The sequence below is a fragment of the Arcicella sp. BE140 genome (genome assembly GCF_031456255.1).
GTDB classification, from domain to species: Bacteria; Bacteroidota; Bacteroidia; order Cytophagales; family Spirosomataceae; genus Arcicella; species Arcicella aquatica.
On record NZ_JAVDUE010000001.1, the window covers coordinates 280,648 to 300,575 of the forward strand.

Consider the following 19,928-nt stretch of genomic DNA (forward strand, 5'->3'; position numbering starts at 1 on the left):
TTTAAATACTAACGGATGTTAGTAAGATTTAGCAAAAATCACTCTTTTAGTCGAAGGATTACCCGTCAGAATACATTTACCTTCTTCTTCCACAGCATCCAAAGGAATACAGCGAATAGTAGCTTTGGTGAGTTCTTTAATTTTCTCTTCTGTCTCAGAAGTACCATCCCAGTGTGCTGCAATAAACCCAGGGGTTTCTTCTAAAATTTTAGTGAATTCATCCCAGGTATCAACCTTATAAGTATTTTCAGCCCTGAATGTTAATGCTCTTTGATAGATGTTTACTTGAATATCTTCTAGCAAACTACTTACCGTTTCTACAATGTCTGCAATAGCATAGGTCTTTTTCTCTTTTGTATCTCTACGAGCTACCTCGACAGTACCATTAGCCAAATCTCTTGCACCAATCGCAAGCCTTACAGGAACGCCTTTTAGTTCATATTCAGCAAACTTAAAGCCAGGCGACTGTTTATCAGAATGGTCAAACTTAACAGAAATCCCCTTTTTCTTCAATTCAGCTACAATTGGTAAAATCGTTTCTGAAATTAAATTCAATTGTTCTTCACTTTTAAAAATAGGTACAATTACTACTTGAATAGGTGCTAATTTTGGAGGAAGTATCAACCCTTCATCATCTGAATGCGCCATAATCAAAGCACCCATCAAACGAGTAGAAACGCCCCAAGATGTACCCCAAACATAATCTTGTTTGTTTTCTTTAGAAACAAACTTTACATCAAAGGCTTTGGCAAAGTTTTGTCCTAAAAAGTGTGATGTACCTGCCTGTAAAGCTTTGCCATCTTGCATCATGGCTTCTATACAATATGTTTCTTCTGCACCTGCAAAACGCTCGTTAGCAGACTTTTTACCACGAATTACTGGCACAGCCATAAATTCTTCGGCAAAAGTGGCATAAACGTGTAGCATTTGCTCTGTTTCGGCTACAGCTTCTTCCTTCGTAGCATGAGCGGTGTGCCCTTCTTGCCATAGGAACTCAGCCGTGCGGAGAAACAAGCGTGTACGCATTTCCCAACGAACTACGTTTGCCCATTGGTTAATTAGTAAAGGTAAATCACGGTATGACTGAATCCAGTTTTTATAAGTACTCCAGATAATCGCCTCACTAGTAGGGCGAACGATGAGTTCTTCCTCAAGTTTAGCTTCAGGGTCAACCATTAATTTTCCTGGCTTATCAGGATTATTTTTTAAACGGTAATGCGTTACAACGGCACATTCTTTGGCAAATCCTTCTGCATTTTTCTCTTCAGCCTCAAACAAACTTTTTGGAACAAACAAGGGGAAATAAGCATTTGTATGGCCAGTCTCTTTAAACATATCATCTAAAGCACGTTGCATTTTTTCCCAGATAGAATAACCATAAGGTTTGATTACCATGCAACCACGGACGGCAGAGTTTTCGGCTAAATCAGCCCTTTTCACGAGTTCGTTATACCACTCAGAATAATTTTCGCTACGTTTTGGTAGGCTTTTGCTCATTTCGTATAAATTGGTAATTAAAAAATAAAATAATTAATAATCATTATTTACGTTCTTTAGATAGGGGTAATGGTTTTATAAATTGTCATACCTATAAATACCAAGCTTTATAAATTATAATCTCAGTATCAATAATTTATATTGCAACTTTCCAAGAAATAATTTTGTTAATGACGTGAATAACTTGTTGCAAAGATAAGTTTTTGTTGTAAGTTTGACACAAAAATTAAGCCGATTGTTTCTTGATTTTAATTTCTGGTCTGGTTTTCCAGTATTTAGCAATTAAATCATCTACCAAATCATTAACAAGAATCTTAAACGATACAAGAACATGAACATTCTAAAATCCATCAAACTCTTTTCAGCCTTAGCGTTGGTAAGTGCCGTTTGGGGATGTAGCTCCCCAAAGCAAGTCGCTAAATCGTCTTCTTCGGGGGTGTATGATGATCTCTACGCTTCTGCTAGCGAAGCTCGTCCTGCTTCATTAGTTAGCCGAGAAAGTCTCTATGCTTCTCAAAATGAAGAAGAATATGCTACACGTAACCCAGAATATAGAGGAAACAACAATACATCACAAAGCACTGATGAATATTATTCACAAAATTGGATGAATTCTCGTAGCTATTATCAAAACCAAACTCCATATAGTAATTACAATAACTACAATTCTTATGGTGTAAATAACTGGTATACAAATCCAGGTATTTCGTTTGGTCTTGGTTATGGATATAATACTTGGAGTCCATACGGTTATAGCCCATATTATTCTCCTTATGCCTATGATTCTTGGGGATGGGGAAGTAGTCGTTGGGGTTATGGCTCTATGTTTAGCTATAGTTTCGGCTACAGTCCTTGGGGGTATAATTCATATGCATACAGTCCATGGGGATATAATAGTTTTTATGACCCTTGGGGGTATAATTATTACGGTGGTAGAGGGTATTATGGCAATACTTATGTGTATAATAATTATGGTTATGGCTCGGTGGTTACTGGTGCGAACGGTAACTATTCAAATGGTGGATATACAGCGCCTGTAAAACGTACTCGTGATAATTATTCACAGTCGGCTTATAACGGTAACTTTAATAACGGAAGTACTGCAAATGGTAATCAAAGAGGTGCAAGAACAAATTCTAGCTATTCAAATGGTAGCGATGGATATTATTCTCGTCCACAAAGAGCAACTTCTGCTTATAGCACTGGCAGTAATACTACTAACAATCGTAGTAGCAATACTAACAATAACGCTTGGAATTGGTCTAATAATAATTCATCATCAAACAACAGCAGTAGAACAACTACCAGTTCATCGTGGGGTGGTTCATCTAGCGGAGGTTCAAGCGGTGGTGGCGGCGGAGGAGGATCTAGCTCTAGCGGTTCACGTGGTCCACGTTAAAAATATTCTAAAAGTTAATATAAACAATAAGCCTCACAGAGAAGTACTTTGTGAGGCTTTTTAACGTTTTATTGAAAAGATTCTTTAAAAAGAAATGAGGGCATTTGGTGTTTTGAATGTCTTAGTCTAAATTACAAATTGCTTTGCTCACTTGCTAACAATGTTGTGTTTATTCAATAAATCCATAACATTCTTTAAAATTTATTAGATATGAAAATCCCTATTCGTCTAATTGCTGCATTTTCGATATTATCAGTTGTATCCGCAAATGCCCAAGACAATAACTTCGATGCTTTAGCAAAATTATTTAGCCAAACGGCACCCACAGGATCAGCACGTTTTCAAGCCTTAGGAGGCACGCATTCGGCCTTAGGAGCAGACGTTAGTTCGGCCATAGGTAATCCAGCGGGTTTAGGCTTTTATACACGTTCAGAGTTCAATTTTACTCCAGCTTACCAAAGCACTTCAAACACTTCAAATTATATTAATCAAAATACAAAAGCGAACGAAACCAATTTCAATATTGCTAATATCGGTGTAGTATTTGGAGGTAGCCAGCCTCAATATAAAGAGGGATGGCGTGGGTCATGGTCAATCAATTATTCTCGACAAAATACTTTTTATAATAATATTCAGTTTGCTGGAAGAAATAATAGAAGTTCAATAGCAGATGCTTTTGCTAATCAAGTAAACAGAGAAGTGAATGATTATAATTTAGGGGCAAATGATTTTACAGATGCATTGAAACAAGCACCCAATTTTGATTTAACTAGACATCTTTATGCATGGTCGTATTTAATCACTCCTGTTACTGATAACCAAGGAAATACTAGTTTTGTAGCTACGGAGGGTTCTTTTGATTCAAACCAAAAATATTCCTTTGAATCTACAGGCCGTTCAAGCCAGTGGACTATTGCTTATGGAGGTACTCCTAATGAAAAAACATATATAGGTTTCTCGTTAGATATTCCAAGCTTTAGGTACGAAACACGTTCGCAATACAATGAACAGTACCTAAACAATACTTCTTTTAATGGACTGACTCAATCTAAATTTTATTCAACAAGCGGAAGCGGTATTAATTTAACATTTGGAGCAATTGTGAAGCCAAATGAAATGATTCGCCTAGGGGCATCAATCACTACGCCTACTTGGTATGATATTGATGAAACCCTAAGCTCTAGTTTGCAAGCTGACGTAAACAGTGCCAATGCTGGTAAAGCAGGTGTTGGTATTGGATTGGACGGTACCCCTCTAAATATAATTAATCAGCTAAAAAATGCAGGGTATGGTATTCTGGAAAAAAATGGTAGTCGTTATTTAACATATGTCCCTACGTTAAATACTACTGCCTTTAGTGATAATTATCAACTCAGAACACCTCTTAAATTAAATATAGGAGCAGCGTTTTTCTTTGCTAAAAAAGGGTTTATCTCTGCCGATGTGGAATATCTAGCGTATGGTGGTACAAAAATGAGTACCACTGCTAATGACCAATACCTTGCTGACGATTTAAATTATTATACTCAAAAGGTACAAAGTGATTTAAAAAATGTGTTTAATGTTAAAGTGGGTGGAGAATACAGATTAGGCTTGTTAAGTTTAAGAGCAGGGGTGAATTACCAACCTAGCCCGTACTCATTTAATTTTGACCAAGGCTCTAATGCAGTCAATCGTTCTACCATGATTTACTCATCGGGTATCGGTATTAGAACAGGTGATTTTTATGTTGATGTGACGGGACTTTATGCAAAAACACAACAAGCTTATAGTCCATACGTATTAAATAATACAGCAGAGTATAGCTCTGCTATCATTAGTAATAGTTATGTGAAGGGCGTAGTTAGCTTTGGTATTTTCTTCTAAGCTATTCAAGTTCCAAGCATACTTTCGAGGGTTATCATAGAAAAAGCCAGTCGCTCAATGAGCAACTGGCTTTTTGTGTAACTAAGCATTCTTAAAATTTAACATTCAAACTTGCATTGAAAATAGTACCCAATTGGCTGAATTGTGAGCCATCATAAGTAACATTTGAATAACGACCATTGAACGTAATCAAATTATATTGTTCATAATATTTAGCAGATGGCACGTTGTTATTTACATCATAACGTGTTTTAACCCCTGTTTTAACATCTACAAAATCCCATTTAGGCATTACATTCAAAATGTTGTTTACATTAAATGTGAAAGTAACTTTTGAAGAGAATGGTACACTAACTGACAAGTCTGAAACTACTGCTGGAGTAAATTCAGTATCTGTATTAGCATCCAAACCATTTTGGTGGAAATGTGTTTTTCCGAACAACGTATTGTTCAAGTTGAAACTTATTCCTTTGATTAAATAATCGAAGCCAAGAATTACTTTATATTTTGGACGAGATGAGAATAATAAAGCGTCTTGTGTTCTATCAAAAATAGATTTACCTGCATCAGCAATTACCTTAGGGTTGTTGATATAAGTGTATTCATTTACGAATGTATAGTTACCTGCTAAGTTGATACCCAATTTTCCCATTCCTAATTCAAGGTTTTTCTGAGAAACCACGAAGTCAAGACCAGAAGTAGTAGTATTCAGTGCATTAGCAAAGAAACTTACAGCAACGATACCGTTAGATGTCAAAATATTATCTAAAGCTGTATTACCAGCAGCAGTACCTGAAATTTCAGAACCTAATACGATACGGTCTTTAACTTTAATGTTGTAATAGTCAAAAGTAACACTTAGGTTTTTAGTAGGATTTAAGCCTAAACCAAGCGTAAAGTTTGTAGATTTTTCAGGCGTTAATTTTGGTACTCCCAAGGCAAAAGCTTGTGGACTTACGTTATTAACAACCCCTTTTGTTTGAATACCTTGTCCTGGTACAAAACTAGCCTGCGCTTGTTGTTGATAGATTTGGTGCAACAATGGTGCACGGAAACCTGTAGAATATGAACCACGTAATGTGATTTTATCGCTTATTTTATAACGTGAACTGATTTTGTAAACAGTAGCATCACCAAAATCGCTATAGTGTTCAGAACGTATTGTTCCGTTTACTAAGAATTTATCAGTGAAATCATAAGCTACGTCAAAATATCCACCGAAGTTAAAACGACTATTTGAACCAGCATTGTTAGGCGTTGTTCCCGGGAATGAATCAGCACCAGTACCTACATAAGAAGAAGTATCACCTACAAAAACTGTAAACGTTTCAGCACGGAACTCAGAACCAAATGAAAGGCTTAATTTATCACTTACTTGTTTTGAAATATCAATGTTTCCAACATTATGGCTAAATTCATATCCACCTGGTTTGAAATAAGTTGGCGAGTTCTTTCCTAAGCTACGGTTTACTGAATTCGAAACAGTATACAATTGTTTGTTACCGCCCGTTGTAAAGCTCAAATCTGTTTTCCAACCATTGGTTTCACTTTTAACACCTACAGTAGCAGTGTAGTCATTCAAATCTCCTTGGAAAGTAGGTACATAACCCATATATGTTTGACCAGCAGGTGTTAGCAATCCATTATCAGTAGGTCTCCAATAAGGCGTACGATAGTTGGCAAAGCTGTTTACTCTTTTATAGACATAAGCAGCGGTATAATAAAACTCAGATTTTTCGCCTACTGAATATCCACCGTTTACCAAGAATTTAGCAGCCGTATTTTCTGGCTGACCATTGATATTCCCAGCATCTGGCTTAATGGCTAAGAAGCTCTTAACTTGTGCCAAAGGGGCATCAAAACCAAGGTTTGCATCCGCTTCCGCATCAGCACTTACTACCCCAGGACGATTTGCCAAAGTAGTACGGCTAAAATCAATGGTATAGTTGATGTATCCTTTTTCAAAATTAGAACCATTGTTTACCGCAAAGCCAATGTGTTTTCCATCCCCTTTGCCAGTAACTCCCATCGTTAATGTAGCCGAGCCATAATCAAATTTATCCTTTAAGATAATGTTCATTACACCTGCAATAGCATCAGAACCATACTGTGCAGAAGCCCCATCACGTAAAATCTCTACACGCTTAATTGCTTGCTGAGGAATAGCAGAAATGTCGGCACCAGATTCACCACGACCGGGCGAAGTCTGAATGTACATCAAAGCACTTGTGTTTTTACGTTTACCGTTAATCAAGATTAAGGTACGGCTAGGGCCCATGTTACGGATTTCGTAAGGGTCAAGCAATGATGTAGCATCGTTTACAGGAGTGTTCACTGTGTTGAAAGATGGCACACGATACTGAAGGGCTTTGTCGAATGATGTTTGGCCCGTAGACTTCAAATCAGCAGCAGAGAGGATATCAAGGGGTAAGGGGGTATCTGTCATCGTTCTTTTAGAGTTTCTACTACCAGTTGAAATGACAATTTCATCTAACTGATTACTAGAAGCAACAAGAGCCACCTTTAAAACACCTGTACCCACTGGTACTTCCTGAGTTATGTAACCAATAAATGAAACCGTTAGTGTAGTTACAGAAGTAGGTACTTTTAATGTAAATTCTCCTGTACTAGTTGCAACCGTTCCAAGTTTAGTACCCTTTACTACGATAGAAGCTCCAGCTAGGGCTATACCGTCTTTAGCATCTGTTACTTTACCAGTAATCGTTTTGTCTTGGGCATAGATTTGCCCCTTAAATCCAAGCACCGCAAGGATTACAAGCAGAAAAATTTTTTTCATGTGTTTTTTAGAAAAGATTAATATTAATTTGGTTATTTTAACAAAAAGTTAAATAACTATTTGCAATATAGCATAAAAAAAATATTATTGTGTATCACTTATTTTTAATTTATTTATGATTAAAAAGTAGAATAATTATTTTTCAAGGAAAAATATGACTAAAAAAAGAGTGAATGATTTTAATCAATTTTAACTTGCTAAATTCACGAAGAAGGTGTTGATTAAATAGATTTTTATTCTAATTTTATGAATAGGTAAACGTCAAGAAAACGTTAATTTTTCTTTATGAATTATCAGATGTCCATTTGTTGAGAAGCGAAATTATTTTCAGAATTTCCCATTAACGTATTAAACCCAAATGTATGCTTAGCAGAGTAGCAAATTCTATCTATTGGATGAATCGGTACATCGAACGTGCCGATAATTATGCCCGTTTTATTTCGGTAAACTTCAATTTAGCACTTGACTTACCTCCTGACGTACCTGAACAGTGGGAGCCATTGATAATTGCGACGGCAGATAATTTTATCTTCCAGAAACACTATGATGCCCCAACTCGTGAAAATGTATTGTATTTCATGGCTTTTGATGTAAAAAATCCAAACTCGATATTATCGTGTTTGCTTGAAGCTCGTGAGAATGCAAGAACTATTCGCGAGAGTATTTCTCGTGAAATGTGGGAGTATGTCAATCAAATTTATTGGACGGTAAAAGACGCCGCTGCCGAAAGTAAGTCTTGGGAGTTGGCAAGGTATCAGGGATTCTTGGAAAATATCAAAACTGGTAGCCAGTTGTTTTATGGAATTGTGGATTCTACCATTACCAGAGGTGAAGGCTGGCATTTCGGGCGATTAGGCAGACTGATTGAGCGTGCCGATAAAACAACAAGATTTTTGGATGTAAAATATTTTACGCTCTTACCAGAAATTGGAGCCGTAGGTTCCCCGCTTGATTTAATGCTTTGGTCGTCTGTATTAAAATCAGTAAGTGCTTACAATATGTTTCGTCAGCAATATCAGGTAATGAATCCGTCGGCCATTGTAGATTTCTTATTGCTTGATAAAAAATTCCCACGTTCAGTAATGCACTGTATTCGTCAGGCTGAATTATCACTCTATGAAATATCTGGAACAGCCATTACAGCTTCTTATTCAAACCCAGCAGAAAAAGCCTTGAGTAAGTTGCGTTCGGAAGTAGAATTTACCGAAATTAAAGATATTTTTGACACAGGTTTGCATCAGTATCTTGATGAATTTCAACAAAAAAATAACGCTGTGGGTAAAGCCATCTTTCAAACTTATTTTGATTTAAAACCCGTAATCAACGAAGAAATTCCCCTAAATATGGTACAACAATAAGTAGTTTTTTTACTTTTGTATGTTAGTTATTTTTACTTATAACTATAAAACCACTTTTTACAAAAAGGCAGGAATCATTGGTTTCATCTATAACTGATTTTGTACGATTAAACCCGCAATTTAACAATTGCCTGTTTAGTATAAAAACACTTGATTGAGCCAGCGGTTCAAATAAATTATCGACTGTGCAAATGACATATTGTTTAGGGATTAAAGTACGTGGCGGTTTAGTAGCTATTGCAGATACTAGAATTACTGCTGGAACGGAGGTTTACTCCAACAAAAAGGTATCTATCCACGAAGTAGGTAACCATTCTCTTTTTATAATGACCGCAGGATTAAGATCAATCCGTGATAAATCTGTCATTTATTTCAATAGACTCACCGAAGAAAAAGGCTGTAAGTTTGATTATATGTTTGAAGCCGTCAATGCTTTTGGTGAAATGATTAGGAAAGTTGCTGAGGAAGATAAAGCAATGTTGAAATCAGAAGGATATAATTTTAATTTACATTCAATCGTGGGAGGACAAATGCCTCATGATGACGAACATAAATTGTTTTTGATTTTTCCTGAAGGTAATTGGATAGAAATTAATGAAGGATTGAAATATCAAATCATTGGTAATTCAAATTATGGAAAACCGTTGTTGAACCGTACTTTGTCTTATGAAACATCTTTGGAAGATGCCCTTAAATTAGGATTTCTATCATTTGATGCTACCCAAGTAAGTGCTAGTGATGTTGATTATCCGATTGATGTAATCGTTTATCAAAAAGATAGTTTCAATGTAATTGAACATCGTCTTACGAAAGAGGATATGAGCGATGTGACCAAAAAATGGAATGCATTGCTGAAAGAATCTGTTGATAATTTGCCTAATGAATGGCTACAAAATATTTTAGAAAAAAGCTGTGAAGTTTAATATATAATTCGAGGCTTGATATTGTTCTGCAATATCAAGCCTTGTAATTTATCCAACTTCGAAGCTACCTCCATGTGTTTTCCTTTCTTTATAACCTTGGTTTATTCCTAATCCATTGGTTTTTCTAAATCCGTCTTTTATTAATATTTCGAATATTGAGTATATTTTTTAGTTAAATTTTAATTGAAAATTAAGCTCTAAATACGAAAGGATGAATGAGTTATAAATTTCAATTCTTTTCATTAACAACAAAATGCAAGAGTATATTTATTTAAATGGCCAAATTGTTCCCACAGAAAAGGCTAATATTCATGTAACTGACCTTGGGCTGCTAAGAGGGTATGGTATTTTTGATTTTTTTAGGGCCATCGATGGAAAACCTATTTTTATTGAAGACCATCTGGATAGGTTTGAAAATTCTGCGAGGTTGATGGGATTAACAATTCCGGCTTCTCGTGAAGAACTTAAAAATATCATTTTAGAGATTATAAACCTACATCCGCAAGCATTGTTAGGTGTAAAGATGGTAATGACTGGCGGTTATTCTCCTGATGGCTATACCCCTGCTGAACAATCAAACTTAATCGTAATGGGTAAACCCTTTGTGTTCAAGCCTGCCGATGTGGGGATGAAGCTCATGAGTGTTGAATACAGAAGAGAAATTCCTGAAATAAAAACGCTGAATTATATTGTGCCGATTAGAGCGTTATCCAAAATGAAAGAAAATGGTGCTGACGATGTGTTGTATCATCAAAATGGTTTGATTTCAGAGTCTTCAAGAAGTAATATTTTTATCATTAAAAATGAAAAAATCATTACTCCAGTAGATGGAGCTTTGTTTGGCGTTACCAGAAAGCATATTCTTAATTTTGCTAAAAGATATTTTGTTGTGGAGGAAAGAGACCTAACGACCCAAGAATATTGGGATGCGGACGAAGTTTTTACGACAGGAAGTACGAAAAGAATTGTAGCTATTACTCAAACAGATAATAAAGTATTTAGTGACGGCAAGGTGGGTAAAATCACGAAGAAACTTCAAGATTTGTTTTTAGAACATGAAAAGAATTTTGCTTAAAGAAAAAAGGCAATTGTCACGATGACAATTGCCTTTTTTCTATTTATTCATTTTCCTCTTTTTTTCTAATTCCTGTTGTTTCTTTTCTCGGCTAGCCAAAGCTTTTAGCTTCTTTTCCATCTCGATAGGGAGCCCTAGTAAATCCCTTAAAACAACTGAAGCACAAACTCCTCCGAAGGCTGCTGGCATATAAGAAATAGTACCATAGGCAGATTTTTTAAAGTTTGAGCCATCGGTCAACATCAAAGATTCCTCCATCATTTTTTCTGTAGAATAAACCGCTTTAATGCCTGAACGAATGCCAAGTTTACGCAAACGCTTGCGGATAAGTGAAGCTAGATAACATTCACGGGTATCAAACAAATCGGCCGTACGAATTTTTGTAGGGTCTACTTTTCCACCAGCTCCCATAGAACTTACAATGGGTAAATTTTTGTGATGCGCCGTTGTTAATAACATTAATTTCGGAGTGATAGAGTCGATACAGTCCATCACGTAATCAAAATGATTGTTTGTTAATATTTCTTCTACGGCTTCTGGCGAAAGAAACTCACGAATACTTGTCAACTTCAACTCAGGATTAATTGCCAATAGGCGTTCTTCCATCAAGTCAGCCTTAGGCTGTCCATGTGTTGTTGAAAGAGCAGGCAATTGCCTGTTTCTATTAGAAGGGTCGACGACATCACCATCCACGATTGTCATCGTTCCTACACCCGAACGGGCTATAAATTCTGCAGCAAAAGAACCAACGCCACCAAGCCCTACAACCAATACATGAGCATTCTGTAGTTTCTGGATACCTTCGTCGCCTATTAATAATTTGGTTCTACCAAGCCAAGCTAAATCACTCATTGTTTAAGAATTATGCTCATAAACTTCGTTGTTATGAGCCTGTAAAAGGGTAAAAACCCTGAGTTTACAAAATTACTGAACTATCATTAATTTTTCAGATAAGTAAATAAATCCTTGATAGAATTGTAGAAAAAAATTCACACTTATAAAAATTTGTGTAGAATTTGTATTGACAAATCCACCTACTTTTTAAATATTTTACTGGCATATTAATTTATATATGAAGACTATATCACTAATAATTTCCGAAACTTGTTCAACTATTAATCAACATGGGAAGCCAAAATAATAATGTAGAGAATGAAAAAATTCTTGTTGACGGAATGGGAGCAATCATTCACGAAAATGGAGTATTTTTTAGGGTATGGGCACCGAATGCTCAAGAAGTAAGTGTTTTTGGCTCGTTTAATGACTGGGATTCATCCGAATTCCCTCTTGAACATGAAGGAAATGGCTATTGGGGTGGTAATGTCTTTAGTGCTAAAGCTGGAGATGAATATAAATTCTTTTTGAAAACACCATCTGGAGATTTACAAAGAAACGACCCGTATGCTCGCAAACTAACTAATTCCATAGGGAATTCAATAATATATGACCAAAGTAATTTTGACTGGGAAGAAGATGATTTTCAAATGCCAACTTGGAATAAGTTGGTTATCTATGAACTGCATGTGGGTACTTACTATGTGAAAGAAAAAGGTAAAGTTGGCGATTTCTATAGCTTAATTGAAAAACTTGATTACCTACAACACTTAGGAATCAATGCCATAGAAGTGATGCCTCCCTTTGAATTTCCCGGAGACTTTTCATGGGGATATAACCCCTCGTATCCGTTTGCGATTGAATCAAGCTATGGTGGCCCCGATGCCTTCAAGGCATTTATCAAAGCTGCTCATCAACGCGGTATCGCTGTGATTTTAGATGTAGTCTATAATCATTTTGGACCAACAGATATGGATATGTGGCAGTTTGACGGTTGGCAAGAAAACGGTTTAGGTGGTATTTATTTCTACAACGACTGGCGTTCGGCTACTCCTTGGGGAGACACACGTCCAGATTATGGAAGACCAGAAGTACGTCAGTACATTCGCGATAATGCTATTATGTGGTTGGAAGAATTCAGAGTAGATGGACTCAGAATGGACATGACACCCTACATCAGAAGTGTAAAAGCTAATGAAGATTTAGGCACTACTATTCAAGAAGGCTTAAGTTTAATCAGGAGAATCAATGCAGAAGTTGCTGAAAAATATCCTTGGAAAATCGTCATAGCAGAGGATTTACACGGCCTAGACTCTATAACAGACCATTTAGGCAATGAATGTGGCTTGGGCTTTGGTAGCCAGTGGGATGCTCATTTTGTACATCCAATCAGGAATGTTTTAATTACACAAGAAGACGAAAATCGTAGCATAGAAAGTGTCTGTATTGCTTTGTTAAATAAATATTCAGGAGATACTTTTAAAAGAGTAGTCTATACCGAATCACATGATGAAGTTGCGAACGGTAAGGCAAGAGTAGCTGAAGAAATAGCTTTTGATAATGTTAATAATTGGTACTCAAAGAAAAGAGCATCGTTGGGCATTGCTTTGGTAATGACAGCAGGAGGAATACCAATGTTATTTCAAGGGCAAGAACTATTAGAAGATAAATGGTTTTCGGATACAGACCCTATTGATTGGAGTAGAGCCAAAAAGTTTAAATCTTTCACTAGTTTGCACCGAGATTTGATTAAGCTACGTCTTAATTATGACGGTAATACAGAAGGATTAACAGGGCAGAATACTCAAATTATTAAAACTGATGAAACGCATAAGATTATAGTTTTTCAACGTTGGAGCAAAGGTGAGCCTGGTGATAACACAGTGGTTGTACTTAACTTTTCTAATAAGTCTTATGAAGATTTTTCAATAGGCTTCCCTCAGCAGGGAATATGGAAATTGAGATTTAATAGCGACTGGGAAGGCTATGATAAAGGCTTTGATAATTTTGATTCAACGAGTATTAGCACAGTACAAGGAGAATATGACGGAATGCAACATCACGCTTCCATTTCAATTGCCCCTTATACGGCATTGATTTTCTCTCAGGATAAGATGAATTACTAGCGGTGGGCAGAGGGCATATATTCACAAGGAATGTTACGGCATTCCTTGTGTTGTTTTAAAACAGAATGATATTTTTCCATAAAAAAACATTAATATTTTACTTATCTCGGAAAAAAAACCATTTATAGTAGACAACACTGTTTATATAAACAATATACCTGAGTATTTTAGAGTTCCATAGACAAAAAGCAGTTAAAAACATTAATTTCAAACGTATCTCATGAAAAAAATAAGCATTATTACATTGATAATGAGTTTTCTGGTTATCAATTCTTTTGCACAATCACCCGATTCTGTCTTCAATAAATTTTATGAAAGTACTGGGGGTTTGCCACTTTGGAAGAAAGTAAAGACTTATACCTTAAAGCAATCGTTTGTTGCCAATGCAGCCACTGATTATGACATGGAGGTGAAGGCATCATTAGTAGATAATTCTATGCTTAAAACAAAAACGATTATGAAGCGTAGTTTTATTTATGGCGAAAGTACTGCAGATGCCTTTTTGAAAATTCCGACGGGAAGCCGTGATAAGGCTATTATTTATGACGTAAAAGACCTAAGTGCAAAAGAACAAGCGAATATGAAAAGAGAAGTAGGCGATTTCTTGTTACCATTCTTGAATTATGAACAGAAAGGATATATCGCTACTTATGTAGGTTTAGAAGTGATTGGAGCCCAAAGATTACACCATATTGAGTTGAAGGGCAAAGATATCAAGCACGATTTGTATTTTGATAATATCACTAATTTCCTTACGAAGGCTAAATATAAATTGCCTACTGGTGAAGAAATTACACAAGATTATAATGTTTACACAACTTCTGATTTTGGATTAAAATATCCATCAGCAGGTACTTATTACAGCAGTATTGATAAAAAAGTGGTTAAGTTGACAAACGTCTTCATTTTTAACCCAGTTTTTGACGCTAATACTTTCAAACGCTAAAAAATAAATAGTAAATATCAATCCAATTGAACAGATTGGATTGATATTTTTTTGTAACACACATCACATACATGGATAAATAATTACCTATTTGCATTAGCTTTAAACCATATGAAATAATAGTAATGAAACAATTTTTAAAAATAGCGGGCATTATTTTACTAAGTTTAGTACTTGTTCTGATAAGTCTATTCTTATATTTCAGAACACCCGCCGGTGAACTATTTTTAACTGAAAAAGTAGTTTATTACCTACAAAAAAAACTCAAAAAACCATTTACTATCAAAAGAATTAGCTACAGTTTTCCCGACTGGATTGCCCTTGAGGGAGTTTATCTGCCTGATGACAAAAACGATACCTTAATTTATGGCAATAAAATTCATGTAGATATTGATATGCTTGCCTTATTAAGGAATAAAGTAAGTATTAATAAACTTGAACTAGAAAATATTAACATCAACATAAAGCGTACCCTTCCTGATACAGCCTTCAATTTCAACTATATTTTAAAAGCATTTGCAAGCACTGACAACAGTGTTACTGTTGATACTACAGCTAAGAAAAGCACTCCTCTGGATTATTATTTAACCAATATTTTACTGAATAAAGTAAGAGTAACCTATCTGGATGATGTTACAGGAGTAGATGCAAAGGTTAGATTAGACAACGTTGAAACATCCTTTAAAGACATTAATCCCACTATTTCTCAATATCATTTAGATAAATTAGCCTTGAATGGTGGAAACTTATCGTTGCGATTATATCAGGCTTTGCCTAAAAATTCACCACCAGAACCGACCTCAACTTCTGATACCCTAGATTTAGCTTTTGGGGAATTTGATGCCAGAAACTTTCAATGGAATATCGTTGAAGAAAGTGCAGGTTTAGTCAATACTGTAAAATTGGGTGCATTGAATGTGAAGGGGGATAAAGTATATTTAGCGGGTGAGAAAGTTCATTTAAAATCTGTCAATTTATACAATACAGATGCTAAAGTTAGTTTCCTGAAAAAAGCTAATAAAGACAAAATCAAAGTACCTTTAAAGGCTGACTCTACAGCACCTAGTAATTGGAAAGTATTGGTAGATAAAATTATCTTCGATAAGAATAATATTGAATATCAAGAGCAAAATCAAGTTGCTTTGAAGAAAGGACTTGACCCCAATAATTTAAAAATCAATAACTTGAAAATGAACGCAGAGCGTTTCTATTTCTCTCCTGATAATATTTCAGGGTGGTTATATTCAAGTTCATTCAAAGAAAAATCTGGCTTTGAACTCCAACGATTCCAGACAGATTTTGCTTATACTAATCGTCAGGCATTTTTGAAAAAACTCTATATCAAAACGCCTAATACCATTATCAGAGACGAGCTATCGCTGAGTTATGCTTCTTTTGACCAGCTAAGTAAAAATATAGGGGCTTCAAAAATTAAATTGAGCCTTAAAAATAGCCAAGTTGCTTTTCAGGATATTCTATTATTGATGCCTGAATTTGCCAAAATGCCTCCTTTCAAAGGCAATGAAAAAGCTTTAGTGAAAGTGGATGGATTGGCTACAGGATATGTCAATAATTTAAATATTAGTAAGTTTTCATTGACAGGCTTTGGTCAGGCCAGAGCCAACATGCAGGGAACTATCACTGGTTTACCAGATGTAAACAAAGTTGCTTTAAAATTAAATATCAAAGAGGTTTCGCTTACTAAGAACGATATACTAAAATTAGCACCTGCTAATACCATTCCTAATAGCATTGAATTGCCTAATAAGGTAAATTTGATAGGGACTATTAATGGCAAAATCCAGAATCTGGCAATTAATGCCAAAGTAATAACAGATATGGGAGCGGCTGCCTTTAATGGTAAACTAGTTAATATTACAGCCGATAAAAATCAGCAATACGAAGGTACGATGAGCTTGACTGCTTTTGAAGTTGGCAAGTTTATCAAACAAACAGAAAACGTAGGTAAACTAACGTTGAATGCGAAAGTAAAAGGCAGGGGGTTAGACCTAAAAACAATGAATACGGCTATTGAAGGTACTATTCAAGAGGCTGAAATAAAAGGATATAATTATAAAAACTTAGTTTTCGAGAGTACTATCGCACAGCAAATTGCTCAGTTAAAAGCCCACATAACAGACCCAAATATTACGCTAAGAATAGATTCAAAGGTTGATTTATCGAAAGAATTTCCGGGTATTCAAGGAAACATAGCGATTTCAGAATTGAACTTAAAACCGCTTGGTTTTTATGCTGATAATATCGGTATTCACGGGAATATAGATGTTGATATGCCATCGACTGACCCGAATAATCCAAGTGGAAAAATTACAATTAATGAAGCGACGCTTTTCCAAGATGGGAAGCCAATAAAAATTGAAAATACCATTCTAACGGCTCAAAATACCTCAACAGGAAAAAGATTTGATATTCAAGCACCTTTTTTAAAGGCTACCGTAAAAGGAGATTTCAATTATTTACAGTTATCTGATATTTTCCTTACAAATATCAATCGCTATTTCACGATTCCTGATATTGCGTATAAGCCTATTACTGAGCCTTATAACGTATCTATTGAGGCAAAAGTGGTAAAACATCCTCTTTTCAAGGCTTTTGTGCCGGGCTTGACTAGACTAGATACTGTTCGCTTATCGGCAATGCTTAATAACAAGGCTGATACGGTAATGAAGATAAGCTTAGTTTCACCCAATCTGGAATATGATACCATTAAAGTGTCAAATTTTAGAGCTAACGTATATGCTAACGAACAAACGTTGACCTATCAAGCTGGATTATCTGGGGTAGAAATGAGTGCTTTTAGGCTCAGAAAAACTTTTTTGAATGGAACTGTCGCCAACAATACAGCAACGTTTAAAGCTATTTTCAAAGATTCTATAGACCAGAATAGAAATGAAGTGGCTGGATTGGTTCAAAATGCCGATAATCAATACAAAATTCGCTTAGTAAAAGGTGGGTTAAAATTAAATTATAAAGATTGGGCTGTTGACTCTACTGGTTTTATACAGTATGGCAAAGCGGGCTTGTTGATTAATAATTTTCAAATAGAACAAGAGAAACAACGCTTACTAGTGACTAGTACCACTAGCGAACCGAATGGACCAATCAATGTGACGGCTGAAAACTTTAGGATTGAGAATTTTGTCACGCTTTTTGTGCCTGACTCTACAATGGCAAGTGGAAAAATTGATGGGAAAATCCTCTTGAGCAATTATATGGTTTCTCCATCATTTACGGGTGATGTGAAAGTGACGGATTTCTTTTTCCAGAAGACTTCTATCGGTAATTTAGACATCAATGTATTCAATGAAACGGCTGAAAAAATAACGGCCAAGGCTACCTTAGTTAATGCCAATAACGACTTACAAATAACAGGAAATTACTTCCTCAACAATGAAAATCCTTTTGATTTGAGGTTAGAAATCAGAAAGCTAGGTGCTGAAACAGTACAGGCCTTTAGTTTTGGTCAGTTAAAACAAGCAAAGGGATGGTTGCAAGGGCAAGCTACGATAAAAGGCTCGACGACTAATCCACAGATAGTAGGTGACTTAGGCTTTAATAATGTCGGTTTTAATGTTTCGCAACTTGGCAGTAGGTTTTTGGTAGATAAACAGCAATTATTTTTTGAAGGGACTACTATTCGCCTTAAGCAGTTTACGATGAGCGATACCTTGAATCAGCCTTTGAAAATTGATGGTACGGTATCGTTAGCGGATATTCCTAATGTAAAATACGATTTGACGGTTGATACCAAAAACTTTATGGTATTAAACTCTAATAGAAAAGATAATGACTTTTTCTATGGAACAGGCTTTGTAGATGCCCATTTGGCAATACAAGGAATCTCATCGGCAGCTAAAATTGAAGGAGATATTAAAGTCAGAGAAAAAAGCAATATTTCTGTCATTGTACCAACCAGTTTAGATGAGCAAAGTGAAAGCGAAGGTGTGGTTATTTTTGTAGACCATAATAACGAAGCACTCGCTAAAGAAGATACTGCACAATTGTCAGTAGTAAATGATTTTTTCTCTGAGATGTCACTCAATATAGAAGCCGATGATAAATCTGAATTCACGATTGTAGTAGATGAGCTGAATGGAGATAATTTAAAAGTAAAAGGTAATGCACGGTTGAATGTTGGTATAGGGCCAGATGGACAACCCTTTATTTTAGGTTCTTACGACCTTACTGAGGGAAGCTATGGGTTAACATTCGAGGTACTTAAACGTCAGTTTACCATCCAAAAAGGTAGTAGCATTATTTGGTCTGGCGACCCTATGAATGCGGATGTAAACATTACTGCGATATATACCACTGAAACAGCACCGCTCGACTTGATGTCGAATGAGACTGAAGATGTTGCCCGTTTCAGACAAAAAGTTCAATTTGATGTATTACTAACGATGGCTGGACGTTTGACGAAGCCTGATATTACGTTCAAGATTCGTCCTTCTGAAACACAGAAATTAGTGAGTTCTACTGTTATCAGCGATATTCAAGCTCGCTTGAATAAATTGGATGCCAATGAAGTAAACAAGCAAGTATTTGCTTTATTGATTCTGAATAGATTTTTCTCTGAAAAATCATCCGACTTTTTCTCAAGTAGTGGTGGTGGTAGTGGTACAGAAGCTTTAGCACGCCAAAGTGTAAGTAAGTTACTGTCAGACCAACTAGATCAGCTAGCTTCTGACCTTATCAAAGGTGTTGATTTAGACGTAAATTTATCCTCAACTCAAGATTTTTATGGCGGAAAGTCAAGTGCTAGAACTGATTTAAGTCTTGGACTTTCTAAAGCATTTTTCAACGATAAGATTCAGATTAAAGTTGGGCGAAATTTTGAATTAGAAAATCAAACGAATATCAGTAGGGGGTCTTCGGAAGTATTTGATAACCTTCTAGTCAACTATAAATTGACAAACGATGGGCGTTACCTCTTTAAGGCTTTTCGTAAAAACCAATTTCAGTCTGTTTTAGATGGTTTTGTAGTTGAAACAGGTATTGGTTTTACGCTAACGATAGAATATGGCACTTTTAAAGAAATTTTTAACAAGTCCAAAAGTAAATAGCTTATCTCTATAAGGAAATCAAC

11 protein-coding genes are annotated in these 19,928 nt (G+C 35.7%); 8 read left to right on the forward strand and 3 right to left on the reverse strand.

All coding sequences use genetic code 11. The features are described from left to right. Positions 1-18: 18 nt before the first annotated feature. Entirely contained in the window at positions 19-1,497 is a 1,479-nt protein-coding gene (gene proS, locus J2Y60_RS01205) for a proline--tRNA ligase (RefSeq protein WP_309912554.1), read from the reverse strand. Positions 1,498-1,828: 331 nt separating this feature from the next. On the opposite strand from proS, the gene J2Y60_RS01210 reads away from it, so the two are divergent. Together J2Y60_RS01210 and J2Y60_RS01215 are read left to right on the forward strand one after the other, a co-directional pair. Next, a complete protein-coding gene (locus tag J2Y60_RS01210) occupies positions 1,829-2,896 on the forward strand; it encodes a hypothetical protein (RefSeq protein ID WP_309912552.1) in 1,068 nt (355 codons plus the stop codon). 210 nt (positions 2,897-3,106) lie between these two features. Further along, on the forward strand, positions 3,107-4,762 hold the full coding sequence (locus J2Y60_RS01215) for a hypothetical protein (protein WP_309912550.1): 1,656 nt from the start codon (positions 3,107-3,109) through the stop codon (positions 4,760-4,762). 91 nt (positions 4,763-4,853) lie between these two features. On the opposite strand, the gene J2Y60_RS01220 is transcribed toward J2Y60_RS01215, so the two are convergent. Then, positions 4,854-7,559: a TonB-dependent receptor gene (locus tag J2Y60_RS01220; RefSeq protein ID WP_309912548.1), complete on the reverse strand. Its 2,706-nt coding sequence runs from the start codon at positions 7,557-7,559 to the stop codon at positions 4,854-4,856. Between the two features lie 362 nt (positions 7,560-7,921). Here J2Y60_RS01220 and J2Y60_RS01225 point away from each other — a divergent pair, with 362 nt between their 5' ends. The 3 genes from J2Y60_RS01225 (at position 7,922) to J2Y60_RS01235 (ending at position 10,915) form a co-directional block, all read left to right on the forward strand. Further along, positions 7,922-8,917 (forward strand): alpha-E domain-containing protein, encoded by a 996-nt coding sequence (locus J2Y60_RS01225; RefSeq protein ID WP_309912546.1) that lies wholly within the window; start codon positions 7,922-7,924, stop codon positions 8,915-8,917. Between the two features lie 191 nt (positions 8,918-9,108). Further along, on the forward strand, positions 9,109-9,840 hold the full coding sequence (locus tag J2Y60_RS01230; protein ID WP_309912545.1) for a peptidase: 732 nt from the start codon (positions 9,109-9,111) through the stop codon (positions 9,838-9,840). 253 nt (positions 9,841-10,093) lie between these two features. Next, the gene (locus tag J2Y60_RS01235; RefSeq protein WP_309912542.1) at positions 10,094-10,915 is read left to right on the forward strand and encodes an aminotransferase class IV; all 822 of its coding nucleotides are present in this window, start codon (positions 10,094-10,096) and stop codon (positions 10,913-10,915) included. Positions 10,916-10,954: 39 nt separating this feature from the next. On the opposite strand, the gene J2Y60_RS01240 is transcribed toward J2Y60_RS01235, so the two are convergent. Further along, positions 10,955-11,767 carry a tRNA threonylcarbamoyladenosine dehydratase gene (locus J2Y60_RS01240; RefSeq protein ID WP_309912540.1) on the reverse strand — a complete coding sequence of 271 codons (813 nt, stop codon included), beginning with the start codon at positions 11,765-11,767 and terminating at the stop codon, positions 10,955-10,957. Positions 11,768-12,039: 272 nt separating this feature from the next. Between J2Y60_RS01240 and J2Y60_RS01245 the strand changes: the two genes are divergently transcribed. The 3 genes from J2Y60_RS01245 to J2Y60_RS01255 all read left to right on the forward strand — a co-directional run bounded on the left by J2Y60_RS01245 (position 12,040) and on the right by J2Y60_RS01255 (position 19,905). Beyond that, positions 12,040-13,875: an alpha-amylase family glycosyl hydrolase gene (locus J2Y60_RS01245; RefSeq protein ID WP_309912538.1), complete on the forward strand. Its 1,836-nt coding sequence runs from the start codon at positions 12,040-12,042 to the stop codon at positions 13,873-13,875. 220 nt (positions 13,876-14,095) lie between these two features. Next, positions 14,096-14,821: a hypothetical protein gene (locus J2Y60_RS01250; protein WP_309912536.1), complete on the forward strand. Its 726-nt coding sequence runs from the start codon at positions 14,096-14,098 to the stop codon at positions 14,819-14,821. A gap of 125 nt (positions 14,822-14,946) precedes the next feature. After that, positions 14,947-19,905: a translocation/assembly module TamB domain-containing protein gene (locus tag J2Y60_RS01255; protein ID WP_309912534.1), complete on the forward strand. Its 4,959-nt coding sequence runs from the start codon at positions 14,947-14,949 to the stop codon at positions 19,903-19,905. Positions 19,906-19,928 lie beyond the last annotated feature (23 nt).

Excerpts from the sequence above, each read along its gene's own strand:
- proS (WP_309912554.1), bottom strand. The coding sequence starts at position 1,497 with ATGAGCAAAAGCCTACCAAAACGTAGCGAAAATTATTCTGAGTGGTAT.
- J2Y60_RS01210 (WP_309912552.1), top strand. The coding sequence starts at position 1,829 with ATGAACATTCTAAAATCCATCAAACTCTTTTCAGCCTTAGCGTTGGTA.
- J2Y60_RS01215 (WP_309912550.1), top strand. The coding sequence starts at position 3,107 with ATGAAAATCCCTATTCGTCTAATTGCTGCATTTTCGATATTATCAGTT.
- J2Y60_RS01220 (WP_309912548.1), bottom strand. The coding sequence starts at position 7,559 with ATGAAAAAAATTTTTCTGCTTGTAATCCTTGCGGTGCTTGGATTTAAG.
- J2Y60_RS01225 (WP_309912546.1), top strand. The coding sequence starts at position 7,922 with ATGCTTAGCAGAGTAGCAAATTCTATCTATTGGATGAATCGGTACATC.
- J2Y60_RS01230 (WP_309912545.1), top strand. The coding sequence starts at position 9,109 with ATGACATATTGTTTAGGGATTAAAGTACGTGGCGGTTTAGTAGCTATT.
- J2Y60_RS01235 (WP_309912542.1), top strand. The coding sequence starts at position 10,094 with ATGCAAGAGTATATTTATTTAAATGGCCAAATTGTTCCCACAGAAAAG.
- J2Y60_RS01240 (WP_309912540.1), bottom strand. The coding sequence starts at position 11,767 with ATGAGTGATTTAGCTTGGCTTGGTAGAACCAAATTATTAATAGGCGAC.
- J2Y60_RS01245 (WP_309912538.1), top strand. The coding sequence starts at position 12,040 with ATGGGAAGCCAAAATAATAATGTAGAGAATGAAAAAATTCTTGTTGAC.
- J2Y60_RS01250 (WP_309912536.1), top strand. The coding sequence starts at position 14,096 with ATGAAAAAAATAAGCATTATTACATTGATAATGAGTTTTCTGGTTATC.
- J2Y60_RS01255 (WP_309912534.1), top strand. The coding sequence starts at position 14,947 with ATGAAACAATTTTTAAAAATAGCGGGCATTATTTTACTAAGTTTAGTA.